This is a genomic window from Pseudomonas sp. SAS7, from assembly GCF_052112345.1.
Taxonomy (GTDB): domain Bacteria; phylum Pseudomonadota; class Gammaproteobacteria; order Pseudomonadales; family Pseudomonadaceae; genus Aquipseudomonas; species Aquipseudomonas putida_Q.
Window position 1 is genome coordinate 27859 of record NZ_JBEGGO010000008.1, and the last position, 17140, is coordinate 44998.

The following is a 17140-nucleotide window of genomic DNA, read 5'->3' on the forward strand; positions in this document are numbered from 1 at the left end:
CGTCGCTCTGGTAAAATGCGCCGCCTCAAACGTCTGCAGGCAGCACCGTGGCATTTACCTTGGTTGATTGGGCGATCATCGCGATCATCGCCGTCTCCACACTGATCAGTCTCAAGCGCGGCTTCGTCAAGGAAGCCTTGTCCTTGCTCATCTGGATCATTGCCGGTGCGGTTGCCTGGATGTTCGGCGGTTCGCTCTCGGTGTATCTTGAGAGCTATATCCAGACGCCATCGATGCGCGTCATCGCCGGCTGCGCCATTCTTTTCGTCGCCACCTTGCTGGTGGGGGCCATGGTCAACTTCCTCGTCGGCGAGCTGATCCGTGTGACCGGGCTGTCCGGTACCGATCGTTTCCTGGGCATGGCCTTCGGCGCCGCGCGCGGGGCCTTGCTGGTAGTGGTGGCCATCGGCCTGATCAGCCTGGGGCCTGTTCAACAAGACACCTGGTGGCAGGAATCACGCCTGATACCACAATTTCTCTTGGTCGCCGACTGGTCGAAAAACCTGATCCTGGGTTTCACCGGCCAGTGGTCGCCCAGTGGGTTGATCAGCGCTCCGGCTGATCTTCCGTTCAAGGAACAGTTGCTCGGTCCGTCCCGGCCCTGAGCGCTATTCACTCAAGTTTCGTCAAAGTAGGGGTTGCGTCGCATGTGTGGCATCGTCGGTATCGTCGGTAAGTCGAACGTCAATCAGGCGCTGTATGACGCGCTTACGGTCCTCCAGCACCGCGGCCAGGACGCTGCCGGTATCGTGACCAGCCATGACGGCCGGTTGTTCCTGCGCAAGGATAATGGCCTGGTGCGCGACGTCTTCCAGCAGCGCCACATGCAGCGCCTGGTTGGCAGCATGGGCATTGGCCACGTGCGCTACCCGACTGCGGGCAGCTCGACCTCGGCCGAGGCCCAGCCGTTCTACGTCAACTCGCCGTACGGCATCACCCTGGCCCACAACGGCAACCTGACCAACGTCGAGCAGTTGGCCAAGGAGATCTACGAGTCCGACCTGCGCCACGTCAACACCAACTCCGACTCGGAAGTGCTGCTGAACGTGTTCGCCCATGAGCTGGCGGTGCGCGGCAAGCTGCAGCCGACCGAAGAAGACGTGTTCGCTGCTGTTTCCCACGTGCACAGCCGCTGCGTCGGCGGTTACGCCGTGGTGGCGATGGTCACCGGTTATGGCATCGTCGGTTTCCGCGACCCCCACGGCATCCGCCCGGTGGTGTTCGGCCAGCGTCACACCGACGAAGGCGTGGAATACATGATCGCCTCGGAAAGCGTGGCCCTGGACGTGCTTGGCTTCACCCTGATCCGCGACCTGGCGCCGGGCGAAGCGGTGTACATCACCGAAGAAGGCCAGCTGTTCACCAAGCAGTGCGCCGAATCGCCAAAACTGCAGCCGTGCATCTTCGAGCACGTCTACCTGGCGCGCCCGGACTCGATCATCGACGGTATTTCGGTATACAAGGCCCGGCTGCGCATGGGTGAGAAACTGGCCGACAAGATCATGCGCGAGCGCCCGGAGCACGATATCGACGTGGTCATCCCGATCCCGGACACCAGCCGCACTGCCGCGCTGGAGCTGGCCAACCGCCTGGGCGTCAAGTTCCGCGAAGGTTTCGTCAAGAACCGCTACATCGGCCGTACCTTCATCATGCCCGGCCAGGCCGCGCGCAAGAAATCGGTACGCCAGAAGCTCAACGCCATCGAACTGGAATTCCGCGGCAAGAACGTGATGCTGGTGGACGACTCGATCGTGCGCGGCACCACCTGCAAGCAGATCATCCAGATGGCCCGCGAAGCCGGCGCCAAGAATGTCTACTTCTGCTCCGCAGCCCCGGCAGTACGCTACCCCAACGTCTACGGCATCGACATGCCGAGTGTTCACGAACTGATCGCCCACAACCGTACCACCGAACAAGTGGCCGAGTTGATTGGCGCCGACTGGCTGATCTATCAGGACCTGCCAGACCTGATCGACTCGGTCGGTGGCGGCAAGATCAAGATCGACCACTTCGATTGCGCGGTGTTCAACGGTGAGTACGTCACCGGCGATATCGACGATGCCTACCTCGAACGTATCGAGCAGGCCCGTAATGACCTGGCCAAGGTCAAGAACCAGGCCGTCAGCGCGATCATCGACCTCTACAACAACTGATTCAGGGAGCGACGGCATGACGGATCAATGGGATGCCGGGCGACTGGACAGCGACCTCGAGGGTGTCGGTTTCGACACCCTGGCGGTGCGCGCCGGTCAACACCGTACACCCGAGGGCGAGCACAGCGAAGCGCTGTTCCTGACCTCCAGCTACGTGTTCCGCACGGCCGCCGACGCGGCCGCGCGCTTTGCCGGTGAAACGCCGGGCAACGTCTATTCGCGTTACACCAACCCGTCGGTGCGTGCCTTCGAGGAGCGCCTGGCGGCCATGGAAGGCGCCGAGCAGGCCGTGGGCACCTCCACTGGCATGGCAGCCATCCTGGCCGTGGTGATGTCGCTGTGCAGCGCCGGTGACCATGTGCTGGTGTCGCAGAGCGTGTTCGGCTCGACCATCAGCCTGTTCGAGAAGTACTTCAAGCGCTTTGGCGTGCAGGTGGACTACGTGCCACTGGTCGACCTCGGCGGCTGGGAAAAGGCCATCAAGGCCAATACCAAGCTGCTGATCGTCGAGTCGCCGTCCAACCCGCTGGCCGAGCTGGTCGATATCACCGCGCTCAGTGAAATCGCCCATGCCCGCGGTGCCATGCTGGTGGTGGACAACTGCTTCAGTACCCCGGCGCTGCAGCAGCCGCTGAAGCTGGGTGCCGATATCGTGTTCCACTCGGCTACCAAGTTCATCGACGGCCAGGGCCGTTGCATGGGTGGCGTGGTTGCCGGCCGTGCCGAACAGATGAAAGAAGTGGTGGGCTTCCTGCGTACCGCAGGCCCGACGCTCAGCCCGTTCAATGCCTGGATCTTCACCAAGGGCCTGGAAACGTTGCGCCTGCGCATGCGTGCGCACTGCGAAAGCGCCCAGGCCCTGGCCGAATGGCTGGAGCAGCAGGACGGCGTGGAGAAGGTGCATTACGCCGGCCTGCCCAGCCACCCGCAGCACGAACTGGCCAAGCGCCAGATGAGTGGCTTTGGCGCGGTGGTCAGCTTCGAGGTCAAGGGTGGCAAAGAGGGCGCCTGGCGCTTCATCGACGCCACCCGGGTGATTTCCATCACCACCAACCTGGGTGACAGCAAGACAACCATCGCCCACCCGGCCACCACCTCCCACGGCCGCCTGTCGGCGCAGGAGCGTGAGGCCGCCGGTATCCGCGACAGCCTGATCCGCGTTGCCGTGGGCCTGGAAGATGTGGCTGACCTGCAGGCTGACCTTGCACGCGGGCTGGCCGCACTGTGATCGAAATCCGCGGCAGTACCCCGGGCCAGAATGGCCGGGTAGCCTTGGTCACCGGTGCCGCGCGCGGCATCGGCCTGGGCATTGCCGCATGGCTGATCTGTGAAGGCTGGCAGGTGGTGCTGAGCGACCTGGACCGTCAGCGTGGCGGCAAAGTGGCCAAGGCCTTGGGCGACAACGCCTGGTTCATCACCATGGACGTCGCCGACGAGGCCCAGGTCATTGCCGGGGTGTCCGAAGTGCTTGGGCAGTTCGGTCGGCTGGACGCGCTGGTGTGCAATGCGGCCATCGCCAACCCGCACAACCAGACGCTGGAAAGCTTGAGCCTGGCACAGTGGAACCGGGTGTTGGCGGTTAACCTCAATGGCCCGATGCTGCTGGCCAAGCATTGTGCGCCGTACCTGCGTGCGCACAACGGGGCCATCGTCAACCTCACCTCTACCCGGGCGCGGCAGTCCGAGCCCGACACCGAGGCCTACGCAGCGAGCAAGGGTGGCCTGGTGGCCTTGACCCATGCCCTGGCCATGAGCCTGGGCCCGGAAATTCGTGTCAATGCAGTGAGCCCGGGCTGGATCGATGCCCGTGACCCGTCGCAGCGCCGTGCCGAGCCGTTGACCGATGCCGACCATGCCCAGCACCCGACGGGCAGGGTAGGCACCGTGGAAGATGTGGCGGCGATGGTTGCCTGGCTGTTGTCGCGCCAGGCGGCGTTTGTCACCGGTCAGGAGTTTGTGGTCGATGGCGGCATGACCCGCAAGATGATCTACACCTGAGCTTGGCGCTGTGAGGGAAGGGGACCGAAAGGTCCCTTTTCTGTTTTTGCTTTTTTTGAAAAAAATTCAATGGGGCTATTGACTTAGCTTCGCCACCTGCGTAAATTTCGCGGCCTCAGAGAAGCAAACGCAACAAGCAACATCGCGAGGGTGATTAGCTCAGCCGGGAGAGCATCTGCCTTACAAGCAGAGGGTCGGCGGTTCGATCCCGTCATCACCCACCACTTCCTGAGAAGTTCCTGGTGCAAAGGTTTCGCAAGAAGCCGATAGCCAGAGAGGAACGCACTGCGCAGCGGTAGTTCAGTCGGTTAGAATACCGGCCTGTCACGCCGGGGGTCGCGGGTTCGAGTCCCGTCCGCTGCGCCATTTTTCAGTAACAGATGGGTGCCATGCACCGGTCTGAAGCCAGAAGGCAAAACGCCTTTGGCTGATCCCAGTTTCAATCAGGTGCAAGCCTGAACGATACGCAGCGGTAGTTCAGTCGGTTAGAATACCGGCCTGTCACGCCGGGGGTCGCGGGTTCGAGTCCCGTCCGCTGCGCCATCTTCGTTTCAAGGTCCCTAGAACACCTTGAAGCAAACACAAATGAAGCGATCCTGTTGTCGCTTTTTTTGTGCCTGCCCCGAGGCCATTGCGCCGGAAGGGTAGACCCAGGTTTCAATCGGGCGCAAGCCTGAATGATACGCAGCGGTAGTTCAGTCGGTTAGAATACCGGCCTGTCACGCCGGGGGTCGCGGGTTCGAGTCCCGTCCGCTGCGCCATCTTAGCCTCAAGGCCCCTTGAACGCCTTGAAGCACGAAAAAGCGACCTTCGGGTCGCTTTTTTCGTTTCTACGGCTGGAAACCCCCGCCTTTACCCAGATTTACACCAACCTGACACACTCTTCACCGACCAATGGTTCCTGTGCCTGCCTGCTGTGTTGCACAATAGGCACCTTCTCGACTTACCCGGAATTCGCAATGACCAGATCTTCCGTCTTTGGTGCGCTCGGGCTGGCCCTGGTGCTGGCGGGGGTGGCCGGTTGTTCCTCAAAAAAAACCGCCGTGTACGAGCACGAGAACTTCGATGACTCGGGTACCTTCTCGCGCAGTTTTCCAGTGAGCGATGCCGGCTCTTGCGAGGCCGCCCGGCGTGCCTTGCTCAGCCAGGGCTACATCATCACCAACAGCGGCGCCAACCAGGTAGTGGGTAACAAGAGCTTCCAGCAGAACAGCGAGAACCACCTGCAGATCAGCTTCAACGTGACCTGTGCGCCAGATGTAAGCGACGAACAGCGTTCGACCATGTTCGCCAACGCCCTGCAGGACCGTTACGCGCTGAAAAAGTCCAACACCTCGGCTAGCCTGGGGGTGGGTGTGCTGGGTTCGGTATCGATGCCGATCGGCTCCAGCGACGACTCGATGGTCAAGGTGGCCAGCGAAACGGTAACGGCAGCGCAGTTCTATGACCGGTATTTCGCCTTGGTAGAGAGCTACCTGCCCAAGCCCAAGCCGAAGAAGGTCGAAGAGGCCAAGGTCGAGACGCCCAAGGCCCAGAAGCCAGCGGTCGAACTGGGGCTGCCGGAGCAGGCGGCTGCGAACCCGGTGGCACCTGCCCCGGCTCCGGAAGCCGTACCTGTGGCGCAAGTTGCACCCGCGCCTACGGCCGTTGCCCCGGCCAGTGAAGCAGCAGCGGCACCGGTGGTGAATGACAGCCAGGGTTCGCAGCCTGTCGCGCCGCCGGCCGAGGCAGCGCCGATTCAGGTGCAGCAGGAAGCCCAGCCTGCCGAGGCCTCATCGCCTTCCCTTTGACTGTTTGCCTGTACCGGCCTCTTCGCGGGTAAACCCGCTCCCACAGGTACTGCACAGAATTTGAGATCTGTGCGTACCTGTGGGAGCGGGTTTACCCGCGAAGAGGCCGGTGCAGGCTGTGAACATTCCCTGTAACAGACACCCCGCGATAACTTCCTGAACACCTGCTACGTTTACCACTCATAAGCTTGTCATCATCTCTTCACCCAACCTGCCTAGGCTGAAGGTGATACCTACGAAGACAAAACGAGTAAAGAGGACGCAGGGCAATGGACGAATACCAGGAAGAACTACTCGAAACCCAGGCTTATGAACTGGACACCCCGGAACCGGCTGAAGACGCTACCGAGCTTTAGCCCGCCCGTCGCTGGCTGCGGCGAAACTCCCCCGGCGTAAGGCCCGTCCAGCGCTTGAACGCGCGCTGGAAGGCCTCGGCCGAAGCAAACCCCAGCAGATAGGCAATCTCGCCAAAGGCCAGCTCCGTGTCACGGATATAGGTCTCGGCCAGGTCGCGCCGCGTTTCATTGAGCAAGTCGCGAAAGCGCGTGCCTTCCTCGGCCAGCTTGCGGCGCAGGGTCCAGGTGGGCAACTGCAAGTGCAGCGCCACTTCTTCCAGGTCCGGTTCACGGCCGCCATTGAGCAGCGGGCCCAGCAGGTGAGTAATGCGCTCACCCAGGCTGCGCACCCGCGTAAGCTGCTGCATCTGCGCCTCACACAATTGCAGCAGGTGCTGCCAGGTGCTCGGGCAGTGCCTGGGGTTGGCCAGCTGCAGTGTCGCGCGGCTCAGGCGCAGCTGGTTGCCCTCGGCCGCGAACTGCACGGGTGCGCTGCACAGCGCCTGATAGCGCGCCGCATAGGGGGGCGCGGTAAATTCGATGTCCAGGCGCTCCGCCTGCACCGCTGTGCCAGCCAGATCGGCAAGCTGCGCCAGCCAGCCGGCAAGCAGTGAATCGACCACGAAGCGGTTGTAGGCGTTGTAGGGGCTGATGGAGTAGAAGCGCAACCAGGCGCCCTGGGCATCTTCCTCGAAGCTGGAATGGCCACGGTAGTTGGCCGCATACAGCGGTTCGAAGCGCAGCAGGGTGCGCGCCGCATCGCCTAGGGTCGGCGCCTGGGCGGCGGTGACCCCGGCCAGGCCGGCATGCGCCAGCCGGCTCAGGCGCCCCATGTGAAGGCCCAGCGCGGCCTCGCCACTCAGCTCGATGGCGGCGTGGCCCAGGTGCATGTAACGGGGGATCGACAAGCGCGCGCCAGCTTCGGCAAGGCGGGGCGCATCCAGACCATAGCGGCGCAGCAGCGGTTCGGGGTCGTGCCCCAGTTCGCGCAGGGCCTCTGTCAGCGGCTGAACAAAGCCTACCGAAAGCTCGCCCAGGCGTACGCGGGGGCGGGCCATGGGCCTACAGCCACAGGTTCAGCAGGCGAGCGCCATGGCTGGGGGTACCCGCCAGCAACTCACCCGACTGGCGGGCAAAGCCCTGGCCGTCGCTGGCCTGTTCCCAGAACTGCCCGCGCATGAACACGCTCATGCTGCTGACGCTGGCCCCTGCGGCCTCGGTCAGGCGTTGCCAGGCGCTCTGTTCGCTGACTTCGCCACGTTGCAAGGGCAGCCCGGCGCTGGCCTGCTGGTGGCGATTGCCACGCCATGGCGCTTCCCAACTGCCCTTGCCGCTGAGGAATACCGGGTTGGCGATCAGTTGCACCGATTGTTGTGCCAGTTGCTGATGGTTTTCCGGGTACCAGCTGTCACTGCCCACCAGTACACCCAGGCGCCCGGCAGGGGTTTGCACCACTTGCAGGGGTTGTTGGCGGCCATCGTGGACGTAGCGGCGCATTTCACTGTCGGGGAACTGCTGGCGCTGTGGCTGGCCCAGCAGTGAGCCATCACCGGCAAACACCAGGCTGCTGTTGAACAGCGGGCCACTGCCGGCGTGCAGCACGCCCTGTTTCACGTAGGGCGCAGGCAGCACGATGGAACCAGCCACCAGGGTGACGCCGAATTCCTTGGCCAGCCCGCCGAACAGCTGTTGGTAGTCTGCGGCCATCTGCTCGGCCTTCATGCGCAGGTGTGCATCCGCGCGCCAATCGTCGCCGTCGGCACCCAGCATGGCCAGGCCGTAACGCAGCGGGTTGCTCAACTCCAGCCATTGCAAGGCCTCGCGGCTTTGCGTGACCTGATAAAACTCGTTCTTTTCCCCGCGTGCCCATAGCCAGGTGCCGATGTGCTCTGGCAGCACCACCACCGTGCGCGGGCCCACCAGCCCCTGGGCACGGGCCTGCTCCAGATAGGCTGCCAGCTTGCGGTGCAGGCGTTGCAGGTTCTGGTAGTCGCCCGGGTACAGCAGCGGCTCGACGCCCAGCAGGTTGCCGTGTTCACCCGGCACGCCATGGTTGAGTGCCAGCTCGATGCGCAGGTCGGACAGGTAGTGGCCTTCCGGGCGCTGTTGGGTCCAGAAACCGTAGCCGCAGAGGGAAGCGATCATCACCAGCGCCAGGGCGCTTGCCAGGAGTTTTCGCATGAAACAGGACGACGCCTTAAGAAACGAGGGTTCCCTAGCGTAGTCCTGCTGTTCGTCAGGATCAATAACTTGTCAGTTTCGATCATTGAGCCAATTCAAACGGCTGTTTAATGTCGCTGACAGACAAACGACGGGCCCCGCCGACCAGTGAGGTGCCCGCATACCGTGATCACGCCACCAGGGGACCTTCCATGGCCGCCGACCGCTACCCGCACCTGCTCGCTCCGCTGGACCTGGGCTTCACCACTTTGCGCAACCGCACCTTGATGGGCTCGATGCACACCGGCCTCGAAGAGCGCCCCGGCGGCTTCGAGCGCATGGCTGCGTACTTTGCCGAGCGCGCCCGGGGCGGCGTCGGCCTGATGGTCACTGGCGGCATTGCGCCCAACGATGAAGGCGGGGTGTATTCCGGCGCGGCCAAGCTCAGCACCGAGGAAGAAGCCGACAAGCACCGCATCGTCACCGAAGCGGTGCACGCCGCCGGTGGCAAGGTGTGCCTGCAGATCCTGCATGCCGGGCGCTACGCCTACAGCCCACGGCAGGTGGCACCTAGCGCAATCCAGGCGCCGATCAACCCGTTCAAGCCCAAAGAGCTGGACGAGGAGGGCATCGAGAAACAGATCGCCGACTTCGTCAATTGCGCGGCACTGGCCCAGCGCGCCGGCTACGACGGCGTCGAGATCATGGGTTCGGAAGGCTACTTCATCAATCAGTTCCTGGCTGCCCACACCAACCACCGCACCGACCGCTGGGGCGGCAGCTATGAAAACCGCATGCGCCTGGCGGTGGAAATCGTCAGCCGGGTGCGCGGCGCGGTAGGGCCGAATTTCATCATCATCTTCCGCCTGTCGATGCTCGACCTGGTCGAGGGTGGTAGCACCTGGGACGAGATCGAGCTGCTGGCCAAGGCCATCGAGCAGGCCGGCGCGACCTTGATCAACACCGGCATCGGCTGGCACGAAGCGCGCATCCCGACCATTGCCACCAAGGTGCCGCGTGCGGCATTTAGCAAGGTCACCGCCAAGCTCCGAGGCGTGGTGAGCATTCCGTTGATCACCACCAACCGTATCAATACGCCGGAAGTGGCCGAAGCCGTATTGGCCGAAGGCGATGCCGACATGGTTTCGATGGCCCGGCCGTTCCTGGCCGACCCGGACTTCGTCAACAAGGCAGCGGCTGGCCGCGCCGACGAGATCAATACCTGCATCGGCTGCAACCAGGCCTGCCTTGACCACACTTTTGGCGGCAAGCTGACCAGCTGCCTGGTCAACCCGCGTGCCTGCCACGAAACCGAGCTCAACTACCTGCCCGTGCGGGCAGTGAAGCGCATTGCCGTGGTCGGCGCCGGCCCGGCCGGTTTGGCAGCGGCCACCGTGGCGGCCGAGCGGGGCCACACGGTGACCCTGTTTGACGCCGCCAGCGAAATCGGTGGCCAGTTCAACGTGGCCAAGCGGGTGCCGGGAAAAGAAGAATTCTTTGAAACCCTGCGCTACTTCCGCAACAAGGTGAAAAGCACGGGCGTGGACCTGCGCCTGAATACCCGCGTCGATATACAGGCGCTGGTGAGCGGTGGCTACGACGAAATCATCCTGGCCACCGGCATCGCACCGCGTACCCCGGCCATCCCAGGTGTCGAGCATGCCAAGGTGCTCAGCTACCTGGACGTGCTGCTCGAGCGCAAGCCGGTGGGCAAGGCGGTTGCGGTGATTGGTGCGGGTGGCATCGGTTTCGATGTGTCCGAGTACCTGGTGCATGAGGGCGTGGCCACCAGCCAGGACCGTGAGGCGTTCTGGAAGGAGTGGGGCATCGATACCCGTCTTGAGGCGCGTGGTGGCGTGGCCGGGGTCAAGGCCGAGCCGCATGCCCCGGCGCGCCAGGTGTACCTGTTGCAGCGCAAGAAGTCCAAGGTGGGTGATGGCCTGGGCAAGACGACCGGCTGGATTCACCGCACCGGTTTGAAGAACAAGCGGGTGCAGATGCTGAACAGCGTCGAGTACCTGGGTATCGACGATGCCGGTTTGCACATTCGCGTGGCGGACGGTGAGCCGCAGGTGCTGCCGGTGGATAACGTGGTGATCTGCGCCGGGCAGGACCCGCTGCGTGAGCTGCAGGACGGCCTGGTGGCGGCGGGGCAGTCGGTGCACCTGATTGGCGGGGCCGATGTGGCGGCCGAGCTGGATGCCAAACGGGCGATCAACCAGGGGTCGAGGTTGGCGGCTGAACTCTGAGATTGCTGGGGCCGCACAGCGGCCCCAGGATTTCGCTGGTAAACTCGCACGATGCTTTTCGACTTTCCTCAAGCGCCCCTGCAACCCCTGAACCTGCCTTGGCTGGCAACTGCCAAGGTCGAGGCCGCCATCCTGCGGCTGGACCTGATCGACCCACTGGTCAGCGGCAACAAGTGGTTCAAGCTTCGCCACCACCTGCAGCAAGCCAGCGTCAGCAAAGCCCCGGGCCTGATCAGCCTCGGCGGCAACCACTCCAACCACCTGCACGCCCTGGCCGCCGCTGGCAAACGCTTCGGTTTTGCCACGGCAGGCCTGCTGCGCGGCCATCCACAGGACACGCCAACCGTGCGTGACCTGCAGGCGCTGGGCATGCAATTGCATTGGCTGGGCTATGGCGGCTACCGCGAGCGCAACCAACCAGGGTTCTGGGAGCCTTGGCAGGCACGCTACCCCGGCTGGCATTGCATCCCCGAAGGCGGCGGCGGGCCGGCCGGTGCACAGGGCTGTGCCCTTATCATGCAGCAGGCGCGGTCGCAGATCTCGGCACTGGGCTGGCCGGGCTACGATGCCTGGTGGCTGGCTGCTGGAACCGGTACTACCTTGGCCGGCCTGGTGCTGGCCGAGGCGGGTGCACATGCCGTACATGGCGCACTGGCTGTGCCCAGGGATCATGGTGTGCCGGACGCGGTGGCAGCATTGGCCGGTGCGCATGGCTACCAGCTACACGACGCTTGCCGTGGCGGTTTTGGCAAATTCGACGATGAGCTGCTGGCCTTCGTCGCCGAGTGCGAGCTGCACAGCGGTGTACCGCTTGAAGCCCTCTACACCGGCAAGGCCCTGCTGGCCCTGCGTGATCAGGTCGAGGCCGGGCTGTTTGCGCCTGGCACCCGCCTGATCGTGGTACACACCGGTGGCCTGCAGGGCCGGCGCGGTTACTTGTAGGGCAGCATGCGCAGCAGCGTGTTGTCGCGCTGCACATAGTGGTGGTACAGCCCGGCCACCGCGTGCAGGCCGATCAACCAGTAGCCCCAGCTGCCCACGCGTTCATGCCAGCCTTTGATGAACTTGGCCTGGTCCGGGTCCGGGCCGATCAGGTGCGGCAGCTCCAGACCGAAAAACGGCACGGGTTTGTCGGCGGCGCTGAGGATCAGCCAGCCGGCCAGTGGCATGCCGATCATCAGCAGGTACAGCGCCAGGTGCATCAGGTGCGCAAGGCCGGTCTGCCAGGCCGGCGGCTTGGGCACGATGGGCGGGGTAGGGCGGCTCAGGCGCATGGCCAGGCGCAGCCAGACCAGCACAAATACGCTGAGCCCGAGCATGAAGTGCAGGTCCTTCATCAGGTTGCGTTCGGCACTGTCCTTGGGGAACAGGCCACGCAGTTCGATGAGTGCATAGACAGCAGCCAGCAGCACCAGCATCAGCCAATGCAGGGCGATGGACAGGCGCGCGTAATGGGGCGCGGGGGGGGATGAAACCATGATCGGTCCTCGTCATCAGGTCGGAAAGGCGCTCTTGCTGGCGCTCAGGTACCACTGTAGTGGTTACCAGAAACAAATCTTTGCGCTAGGTCTGTGAAAATTGTGTTGCCTGTGCTGAAAATGGCCAACTGTCAGCCACCAGAAACACCCGCTCCACCTCCTGCCAGGCACCCTCGGCATCAGGCTCCAACTTCACCAGCAGCTGCGCCGGCGCCTGCCGCTCCAGCACGTGCAACCAGGCCGCAAACTGCTCCACCGTCCAGCCTTCGCCTGCCTCGACCCGCGCAGGTGCCAGCCAGGCATGCCGCTGCAAGGGCTGCCAATGCTCACCCTCTGCCATGACCCAGTCCCGCCGGCGCACCCAGCGCCCGCGCAAGTGCTGCGGGTTGGCGCCCGCGGGTGGCTCGGCATGCCCAGGCCACGGATAGAACAGGTAGCCACCCAGCCACACGTGTGCCTGCACCTGCTCAACCCCCAATCGCGCCAACAGCTCGCGGCTGTGCGCGCCGTTCGACATGGGCAACTGGTGCCCCGTCAGGTGCGCAAGCTTGGTCCCCAGCCGGTCATGGCACCCTGGCCCCAGCCAGGCATGCGGGTCGTGCCCTGCGTCTTGCGGCCCCAGGTACAACTTGATCGCCAGCTCAAGGTGGTGCACACCGTCGCGGTCGCGCAGCACCACGTCCAGTTCGCCCAGGGTGTGCCCACCGTCACGGATTGCGAGGTTGGCCGCCAGCAGCTCGATGCCGGGTGCCTGGCCCAGGGCAAATTGCCACAGCCGTTCGTAGTACAGCCCCAGCCGCCGGCTGCCGAGCTTTGCCAGCCACTCGCACAACGGGCGATCGTCGGCATCCAGCGCCCGCAACCAGCCCTCGAGGCGCTGCGGCTGCTGCGCCCAGAGGCTGCCCGTCAGCGGGTGGCGCTGGGGGCAGGGCGGGGCGCTGAGCAGGGGCGGCGACAGCAGGGCCCAGGCCAGGTCGCGCACGGCGGGGCGGCGTAGCTGCCGGGGCAGGTCGTTGAGCAGGGCGAATGGCATCATCCAGCGAGCATAGCCGGTTTGCCGCTGCCCGGTGGTTTCGCCCATAATCGGTCCATCGTCACCCGTCGCAGAGCCCCGCAGGAGCCCCATGGAGCAATTTCGCAATATCGGTATCATCGGTCGCCTTGGCAGCTCGCAGGTGCTCGACACCATTCGCCGACTGAAAAAATTCCTCCTCGAGCGCCACTTGCACGTGATTCTCGAAGACACCATTGCCGAAGTACTGCCCGGCCATGGCCTGCAAACCTCCACCCGCAAGCTGCTGGGCGAGGTCTGTGACCTGGTCATCGTGGTCGGCGGCGACGGCAGCCTGCTGGGCGCCGCCCGCGCCCTGGCCCGGCACAACATTCCGGTGCTGGGCATCAACCGTGGCAACCTGGGCTTCCTCACCGACATCCGCCCCGACGAGCTGGAAGAGAAAGTTGCCGAAGTGCTGGACGGCCACTACCTGGTGGAAAACCGCTTCCTGCTGCAGGCCGAGGTGCGGCGCCACCACGAAGCCATCGGCCAGGGTGATGCGCTGAACGACGTGGTGCTGCACCCAGGCAAGTCCACGCGCATGATCGAGTTCGAGATCTACATCGACGGCCAGTTCGTCTGCAGCCAGAAGGCCGACGGCCTGATCGTCGCCACCCCCACCGGTTCCACCGCCTACGCGCTGTCGGCCGGTGGCCCGATCATGCACCCCAAGCTCGACGCCATCGTTATCGTGCCAATGTACCCGCACACCCTGTCGGGCCGGCCGATCGTGGTCGACGGCAACAGCGAGCTGAAGATCGTGGTGTCCAAGGACCTGCAGATCTACCCGCAAGTGTCCTGTGACGGCCAGAACCACTTCACCTGCGCCCCCGGCGACACCATCACGGTGAGCAAGAAGCCGCAGAAGCTGCGCCTGATCCACCCGCTGGACCACAATTACTACGAAGTCTGCCGCACCAAACTGGGCTGGGGCAGCCGTCTGGGGAGCAGGGACGACTGATGCTCGATCCGGCGCGAAGTTTCGACATCATTGGTGACGTGCACGGCTGTGCACTGACTCTTGAACGCCTGCTCGACGCCCTCGGTTACAAGCGTGTGGCCGGCGTGTGGCGCCACCCAAGGCGCCTGGCGCTGTTCCTGGGCGATATCGTCGACCGCGGGCCACGCATTCGCGAGGCGCTGCACATCGTCCATGACATGGTCGAGGCCGGCCAGGCGTTCTGCATCATGGGCAACCACGAATACAACGCCCTGGGCTGGGTCACCCCGGCGCTGCCCGGCAGCGGCAAGGCCTATGTGCGCGAGCACACCCCACGCCACGCACGGCTGATCGACGAAACCCTCACCCAGTTCGCCCACCACCCCGGCGACTGGCACGACTTCGTCAACTGGTTCTACCAGCTGCCGCTGTTCATCGACGCCGGCCGCTTCCGCCTGGTGCATGCCTGCTGGGACCCGCGGTTGATCGAGCCGCTGCGCCAGCAATACCCCGACGGGCGCATCGATGAACACTTCATCCAGGCCTCGGCGGTAAGTGGCAGTTTTGCCGACACGGTGTGCAACCGCCTGCTGCGCGGCACCGACATGCGCCTGCCGGACGGCCTGACCCTGACCGGCGGCGACGGCCTGACCCGCGCCTTCTTCCGCACCAAGTTCTGGGAAGAAGACCCGCAAACCTACGGCGACATCGTGTTCCAGCCCGATGCCCTGCCCGAAGAAGTGGCCAGTACCCCGCTCAGCCACAGCCAGAAGAACGCCTTGCTGCGCTATGCCGAAGACGAGCCCTTGCTGTTCGTTGGCCACTACTGGCGCAGCGGCCGGCCGGCGCCGATCCGCGCCAACCTGGCCTGCCTGGACTACAGTGCCGTGCTCTACGGCAAGCTGGCCGCCTACCGGCTGGATGATGAAACCCGCATCGACCCGCACAAGTTCGTCTGGGTCGACGTCGACCGCCCGCAGGCCAACCAATGAACATTATCGAAGTGATGCGCCTGCCGCTGTCGGTCGACCTCAGCGGCTTTATCCACCTGCTGCAGCGCCTGCAGGTGCCGCACCGGGTGAGCGAGGACGGCGATGCCCAGGTGCTCTGGGCTCCTGACACCCTGGTCGAAGACGTGCTGCAACTCTACCAGCGCTACCCGGACGGCAATGCCGACATCCAGGCGGTAGAGCAACCTGAGGGAGCGGGGCCCGCGAATAGCCCCACACAACCCTCCCTGGTAGAACAGGCCAAAGCCTGCAAAATCACCACCCTCACCTTGCTGCTGTGTTTCATCGTCGCCGGCCTCACCAGCCTGGGCGACAACTTCACCACCATCAGCTGGTTCACCTTCCTCGACTTCCGCGTCCAGGGCGACTACCTGTACTTCAGCTCGCTGGCGCAAGTTCTGGACGAAGGCCAGTGGTGGCGCCTGGTATCGCCCATGCTGCTGCACTTCGGTGTGCTGCACCTGGCCATGAACAGCCTGTGGTACTGGGAGCTGGGCAAGCGAATCGAGCTGCGCCAGGGCCCCTGGATGCTGCTGGGGCTGACCCTGCTGTTCAGCCTGGTATCCAACCTGGCCCAGCACTACACCAGCGGGCCGAGCCTGTTCGGCGGCCTGTCTGGCGTGCTGTACGGCTTGCTCGGGCATATCTGGCTGTATCAGTGGCTGGCGCCCAATCGTTACTTCAACCTGCCCAAGGGCGTGCTGGTGATGATGCTGATCTGGCTGGTGGTATGCCTGACCGGTGTGGTCGGCACGCTGGGCCTCGGCCAGATCGCCAACGCCGCCCATGTTGGCGGGTTGCTCATCGGATGCCTGACCGGGCTCTTGGGTGGGGCGCTGGCCCGGCGTAAACTGTCGGCTTGAATCAGGAGACACTATGTCCACTTTCGCGCAAATGATTGAAAACATCACACCGGAAATCTACGAGAGCCTGAAACTGGCCGTGGAAATCGGCAAATGGTCCGATGGCCGCAAGCTCACCGCCGAGCAAAAAGAGCTGTCGCTGCAAGCCGTGATTGCCTGGGAGATCCAGAACCTGCCCGAAGACCAGCGCACCGGCTACATGGGCCCGCAGGAATGCGCATCGAAGTCTGCGCCGATCGCCAACATTCTGTTCAAATCGGACTCGGTACATTGATCGAACTCGCTCGTGGCTCGTTGAGCAAAATGGCGGTAAGCCTGCAGGCACCCGTGGTGCAATACAGCTTCCGCCTGGATGACACGCAGGTGCCGGTCAACCCGCTGATCGGCCAGCGCCTGCGCCTGGAATACCTCGGCGCCATTCACTGCAACCACTGCGGCAAGCGCACCAAGACCAGCTTCAGCCAGGGGTACTGCTACCCGTGCATGACCAAGCTGGCCCAGTGCGATGTGTGCATCATGGCCCCGGAAAAATGCCACTACGACGCCGGCACCTGCCGCGAGCCGTCGTGGGGCGAACAGTTCTGCATGACCGACCACGTGGTCTACCTGGCCAATTCGTCGGGGATCAAGGTCGGCATCACCCGCGCCACTCAGTTGCCCACCCGCTGGCTCGACCAGGGCGCCAGCCAGGCCCTGCCGATCATGCGCGTGTCTACCCGCCAGCAGTCAGGCCTGGTCGAAGACGTACTGCGCAGCCAGGTGCCGGACCGCACCAACTGGCGCGCGCTGCTCAAAGGCGACGCCGAGGTGCTCGACTTGCCGGCTATCCGCGATCAGATCTTCGACGCCTGCGCCGATGGCCTGCGCGAGCTGCACGGGCGCTTTGGCCTGCAGGCGATCCAGCCGCTGCCCGACGCCGAAGTGGTGCAGATGAAGTACCCGGTCGAGGCCTACCCGAAAAAGATCGTCAGCTTCAACCTCGACAAGGACCCGGTGGCCGAAGGCACGCTGCTGGGCATCAAGGGCCAGTACCTGATCTTCGACACCGGTGTGATCAATATTCGCAAGTACACGGCCTACCAGTTGGCCGTGCTCCAGTAAAAAGGACCT

At 64.0% G+C, this 17140-nt stretch carries 16 protein-coding genes and 4 tRNA genes; 16 read left to right on the forward strand and 4 right to left on the reverse strand.

Translation table 11 applies throughout. The features are described 5' to 3' along the window. Positions 1-47 precede the first annotated feature (47 nt). From ABI582_RS14295 to ABI582_RS14335, 9 genes are all read left to right on the forward strand, one after another. Complete coding sequence (locus ABI582_RS14295; RefSeq protein WP_016500859.1) at positions 48-605, forward strand: CvpA family protein; 558 nt, start codon at positions 48-50, stop codon at positions 603-605. Positions 606-647: 42 nt separating this feature from the next. Then, positions 648-2153 carry an amidophosphoribosyltransferase gene (gene purF / locus ABI582_RS14300; protein WP_016485526.1) on the forward strand — a complete coding sequence of 502 codons (1506 nt, stop codon included), beginning with the start codon at positions 648-650 and terminating at the stop codon, positions 2151-2153. A gap of 16 nt (positions 2154-2169) precedes the next feature. Then, positions 2170-3381 carry an O-succinylhomoserine sulfhydrylase gene (locus ABI582_RS14305; protein ID WP_016500858.1) on the forward strand — a complete coding sequence of 404 codons (1212 nt, stop codon included), beginning with the start codon at positions 2170-2172 and terminating at the stop codon, positions 3379-3381. After that, on the forward strand, positions 3378-4151 hold the full coding sequence (locus ABI582_RS14310; protein ID WP_442119488.1) for an SDR family oxidoreductase: 774 nt from the start codon (positions 3378-3380) through the stop codon (positions 4149-4151). The genes ABI582_RS14305 and ABI582_RS14310 overlap by 4 nt, the downstream gene beginning before the upstream one ends. A 148-nt stretch (positions 4152-4299) precedes the next feature. After that, positions 4300-4375, forward strand: a tRNA-Val gene (locus tag ABI582_RS14315). 65 nt (positions 4376-4440) lie between these two features. Continuing rightward, positions 4441-4517: transfer RNA gene (locus ABI582_RS14320), tRNA-Asp, on the forward strand. A gap of 100 nt (positions 4518-4617) precedes the next feature. Continuing rightward, positions 4618-4694, forward strand: a tRNA-Asp gene (locus ABI582_RS14325). Between the two features lie 141 nt (positions 4695-4835). Then, positions 4836-4912 (forward strand) — tRNA-Asp (locus tag ABI582_RS14330). A gap of 198 nt (positions 4913-5110) precedes the next feature. After that, entirely contained in the window at positions 5111-5941 is an 831-nt protein-coding gene (locus tag ABI582_RS14335) for a DUF2242 domain-containing protein (RefSeq protein WP_442119489.1), read from the forward strand. Positions 5942-6293: 352 nt separating this feature from the next. Here ABI582_RS14335 and ABI582_RS14340 read toward each other — a convergent pair whose 3' ends face one another. Next, positions 6294-7334, reverse strand: a complete 1041-nt coding sequence (locus tag ABI582_RS14340) for an AraC family transcriptional regulator (RefSeq protein WP_442119490.1) — start codon at positions 7332-7334, stop codon at positions 6294-6296. Positions 7335-7338: 4 nt separating this feature from the next. Then, positions 7339-8457, reverse strand: coding sequence for a nitrilase-related carbon-nitrogen hydrolase (locus tag ABI582_RS14345; protein ID WP_442119491.1), 1119 nt, complete (start codon positions 8455-8457; stop codon positions 7339-7341). 191 nt (positions 8458-8648) lie between these two features. Here ABI582_RS14345 and ABI582_RS14350 point away from each other — a divergent pair, with 191 nt between their 5' ends. Together ABI582_RS14350 and ABI582_RS14355 are read left to right on the forward strand one after the other, a co-directional pair. Beyond that, positions 8649-10685, forward strand: coding sequence for an oxidoreductase (locus tag ABI582_RS14350; protein ID WP_442119492.1), 2037 nt, complete (start codon positions 8649-8651; stop codon positions 10683-10685). Between the two features lie 51 nt (positions 10686-10736). Further along, entirely contained in the window at positions 10737-11627 is an 891-nt protein-coding gene (locus ABI582_RS14355; protein ID WP_338746546.1) for a 1-aminocyclopropane-1-carboxylate deaminase/D-cysteine desulfhydrase, read from the forward strand. On the opposite strand, the gene ABI582_RS14360 is transcribed toward ABI582_RS14355, so the two are convergent. Continuing rightward, on the reverse strand, positions 11618-12163 hold the full coding sequence (locus ABI582_RS14360) for a cytochrome b (RefSeq protein WP_442119493.1): 546 nt from the start codon (positions 12161-12163) through the stop codon (positions 11618-11620). The two genes, ABI582_RS14355 and ABI582_RS14360, sit on opposite strands and share 10 nt — an antisense overlap. An 85-nt stretch (positions 12164-12248) precedes the next feature. After that, positions 12249-13244 carry a DUF1853 family protein gene (locus tag ABI582_RS14365; protein ID WP_442119494.1) on the reverse strand — a complete coding sequence of 332 codons (996 nt, stop codon included), beginning with the start codon at positions 13242-13244 and terminating at the stop codon, positions 12249-12251. 43 nt (positions 13245-13287) lie between these two features. Between ABI582_RS14365 and ABI582_RS14370 the strand changes: the two genes are divergently transcribed. Genes ABI582_RS14370 through ABI582_RS14390 form a run of 5 tightly spaced genes read left to right on the forward strand, consistent with a single transcriptional unit; the run spans position 13288 to position 17131 of the window. After that, positions 13288-14178, forward strand: coding sequence for an NAD(+) kinase (locus tag ABI582_RS14370; RefSeq protein ID WP_008090067.1), 891 nt, complete (start codon positions 13288-13290; stop codon positions 14176-14178). Next, positions 14175-15149, forward strand: a complete 975-nt coding sequence (locus ABI582_RS14375) for a metallophosphoesterase (protein ID WP_169725181.1) — start codon at positions 14175-14177, stop codon at positions 15147-15149. Before ABI582_RS14370 ends, ABI582_RS14375 begins: the two co-directional genes overlap by 4 nt. Further along, positions 15146-16030 carry a rhomboid family intramembrane serine protease gene (locus ABI582_RS14380; RefSeq protein ID WP_442119495.1) on the forward strand — a complete coding sequence of 295 codons (885 nt, stop codon included), beginning with the start codon at positions 15146-15148 and terminating at the stop codon, positions 16028-16030. The genes ABI582_RS14375 and ABI582_RS14380 overlap by 4 nt, the downstream gene beginning before the upstream one ends. Before the next feature lie 13 nt (positions 16031-16043). Further along, the gene (locus ABI582_RS14385; RefSeq protein ID WP_016500845.1) at positions 16044-16304 is read left to right on the forward strand and encodes a YeaC family protein; all 261 of its coding nucleotides are present in this window, start codon (positions 16044-16046) and stop codon (positions 16302-16304) included. Continuing rightward, on the forward strand, positions 16301-17131 hold the full coding sequence (locus ABI582_RS14390) for a DUF2797 domain-containing protein (protein WP_258909415.1): 831 nt from the start codon (positions 16301-16303) through the stop codon (positions 17129-17131). Before ABI582_RS14385 ends, ABI582_RS14390 begins: the two co-directional genes overlap by 4 nt. Positions 17132-17140: the final 9 nt, after the last annotated feature.

What these genes read in the sequence shown, in the direction of transcription:
- purF (WP_016485526.1), top strand. Translation starts at nt 648, where the DNA reads ATGTGTGGCATCGTCGGTATCGTCGGTAAGTCGAACGTCAATCAGGCG.
- ABI582_RS14305 (WP_016500858.1), top strand. Translation starts at nt 2,170, where the DNA reads ATGACGGATCAATGGGATGCCGGGCGACTGGACAGCGACCTCGAGGGT.
- ABI582_RS14335 (WP_442119489.1), top strand. Translation starts at nt 5,111, where the DNA reads ATGACCAGATCTTCCGTCTTTGGTGCGCTCGGGCTGGCCCTGGTGCTG.
- ABI582_RS14340 (WP_442119490.1), bottom strand. Translation starts at nt 7,334, where the DNA reads ATGGCCCGCCCCCGCGTACGCCTGGGCGAGCTTTCGGTAGGCTTTGTT.
- ABI582_RS14345 (WP_442119491.1), bottom strand. Translation starts at nt 8,457, where the DNA reads ATGCGAAAACTCCTGGCAAGCGCCCTGGCGCTGGTGATGATCGCTTCC.
- ABI582_RS14350 (WP_442119492.1), top strand. Translation starts at nt 8,649, where the DNA reads ATGGCCGCCGACCGCTACCCGCACCTGCTCGCTCCGCTGGACCTGGGC.
- ABI582_RS14355 (WP_338746546.1), top strand. Translation starts at nt 10,737, where the DNA reads ATGCTTTTCGACTTTCCTCAAGCGCCCCTGCAACCCCTGAACCTGCCT.
- ABI582_RS14360 (WP_442119493.1), bottom strand. Translation starts at nt 12,163, where the DNA reads ATGGTTTCATCCCCCCCCGCGCCCCATTACGCGCGCCTGTCCATCGCC.
- ABI582_RS14365 (WP_442119494.1), bottom strand. Translation starts at nt 13,244, where the DNA reads ATGGGCGAAACCACCGGGCAGCGGCAAACCGGCTATGCTCGCTGGATG.
- ABI582_RS14370 (WP_008090067.1), top strand. Translation starts at nt 13,288, where the DNA reads ATGGAGCAATTTCGCAATATCGGTATCATCGGTCGCCTTGGCAGCTCG.
- ABI582_RS14380 (WP_442119495.1), top strand. Translation starts at nt 15,146, where the DNA reads ATGAACATTATCGAAGTGATGCGCCTGCCGCTGTCGGTCGACCTCAGC.
- ABI582_RS14385 (WP_016500845.1), top strand. Translation starts at nt 16,044, where the DNA reads ATGTCCACTTTCGCGCAAATGATTGAAAACATCACACCGGAAATCTAC.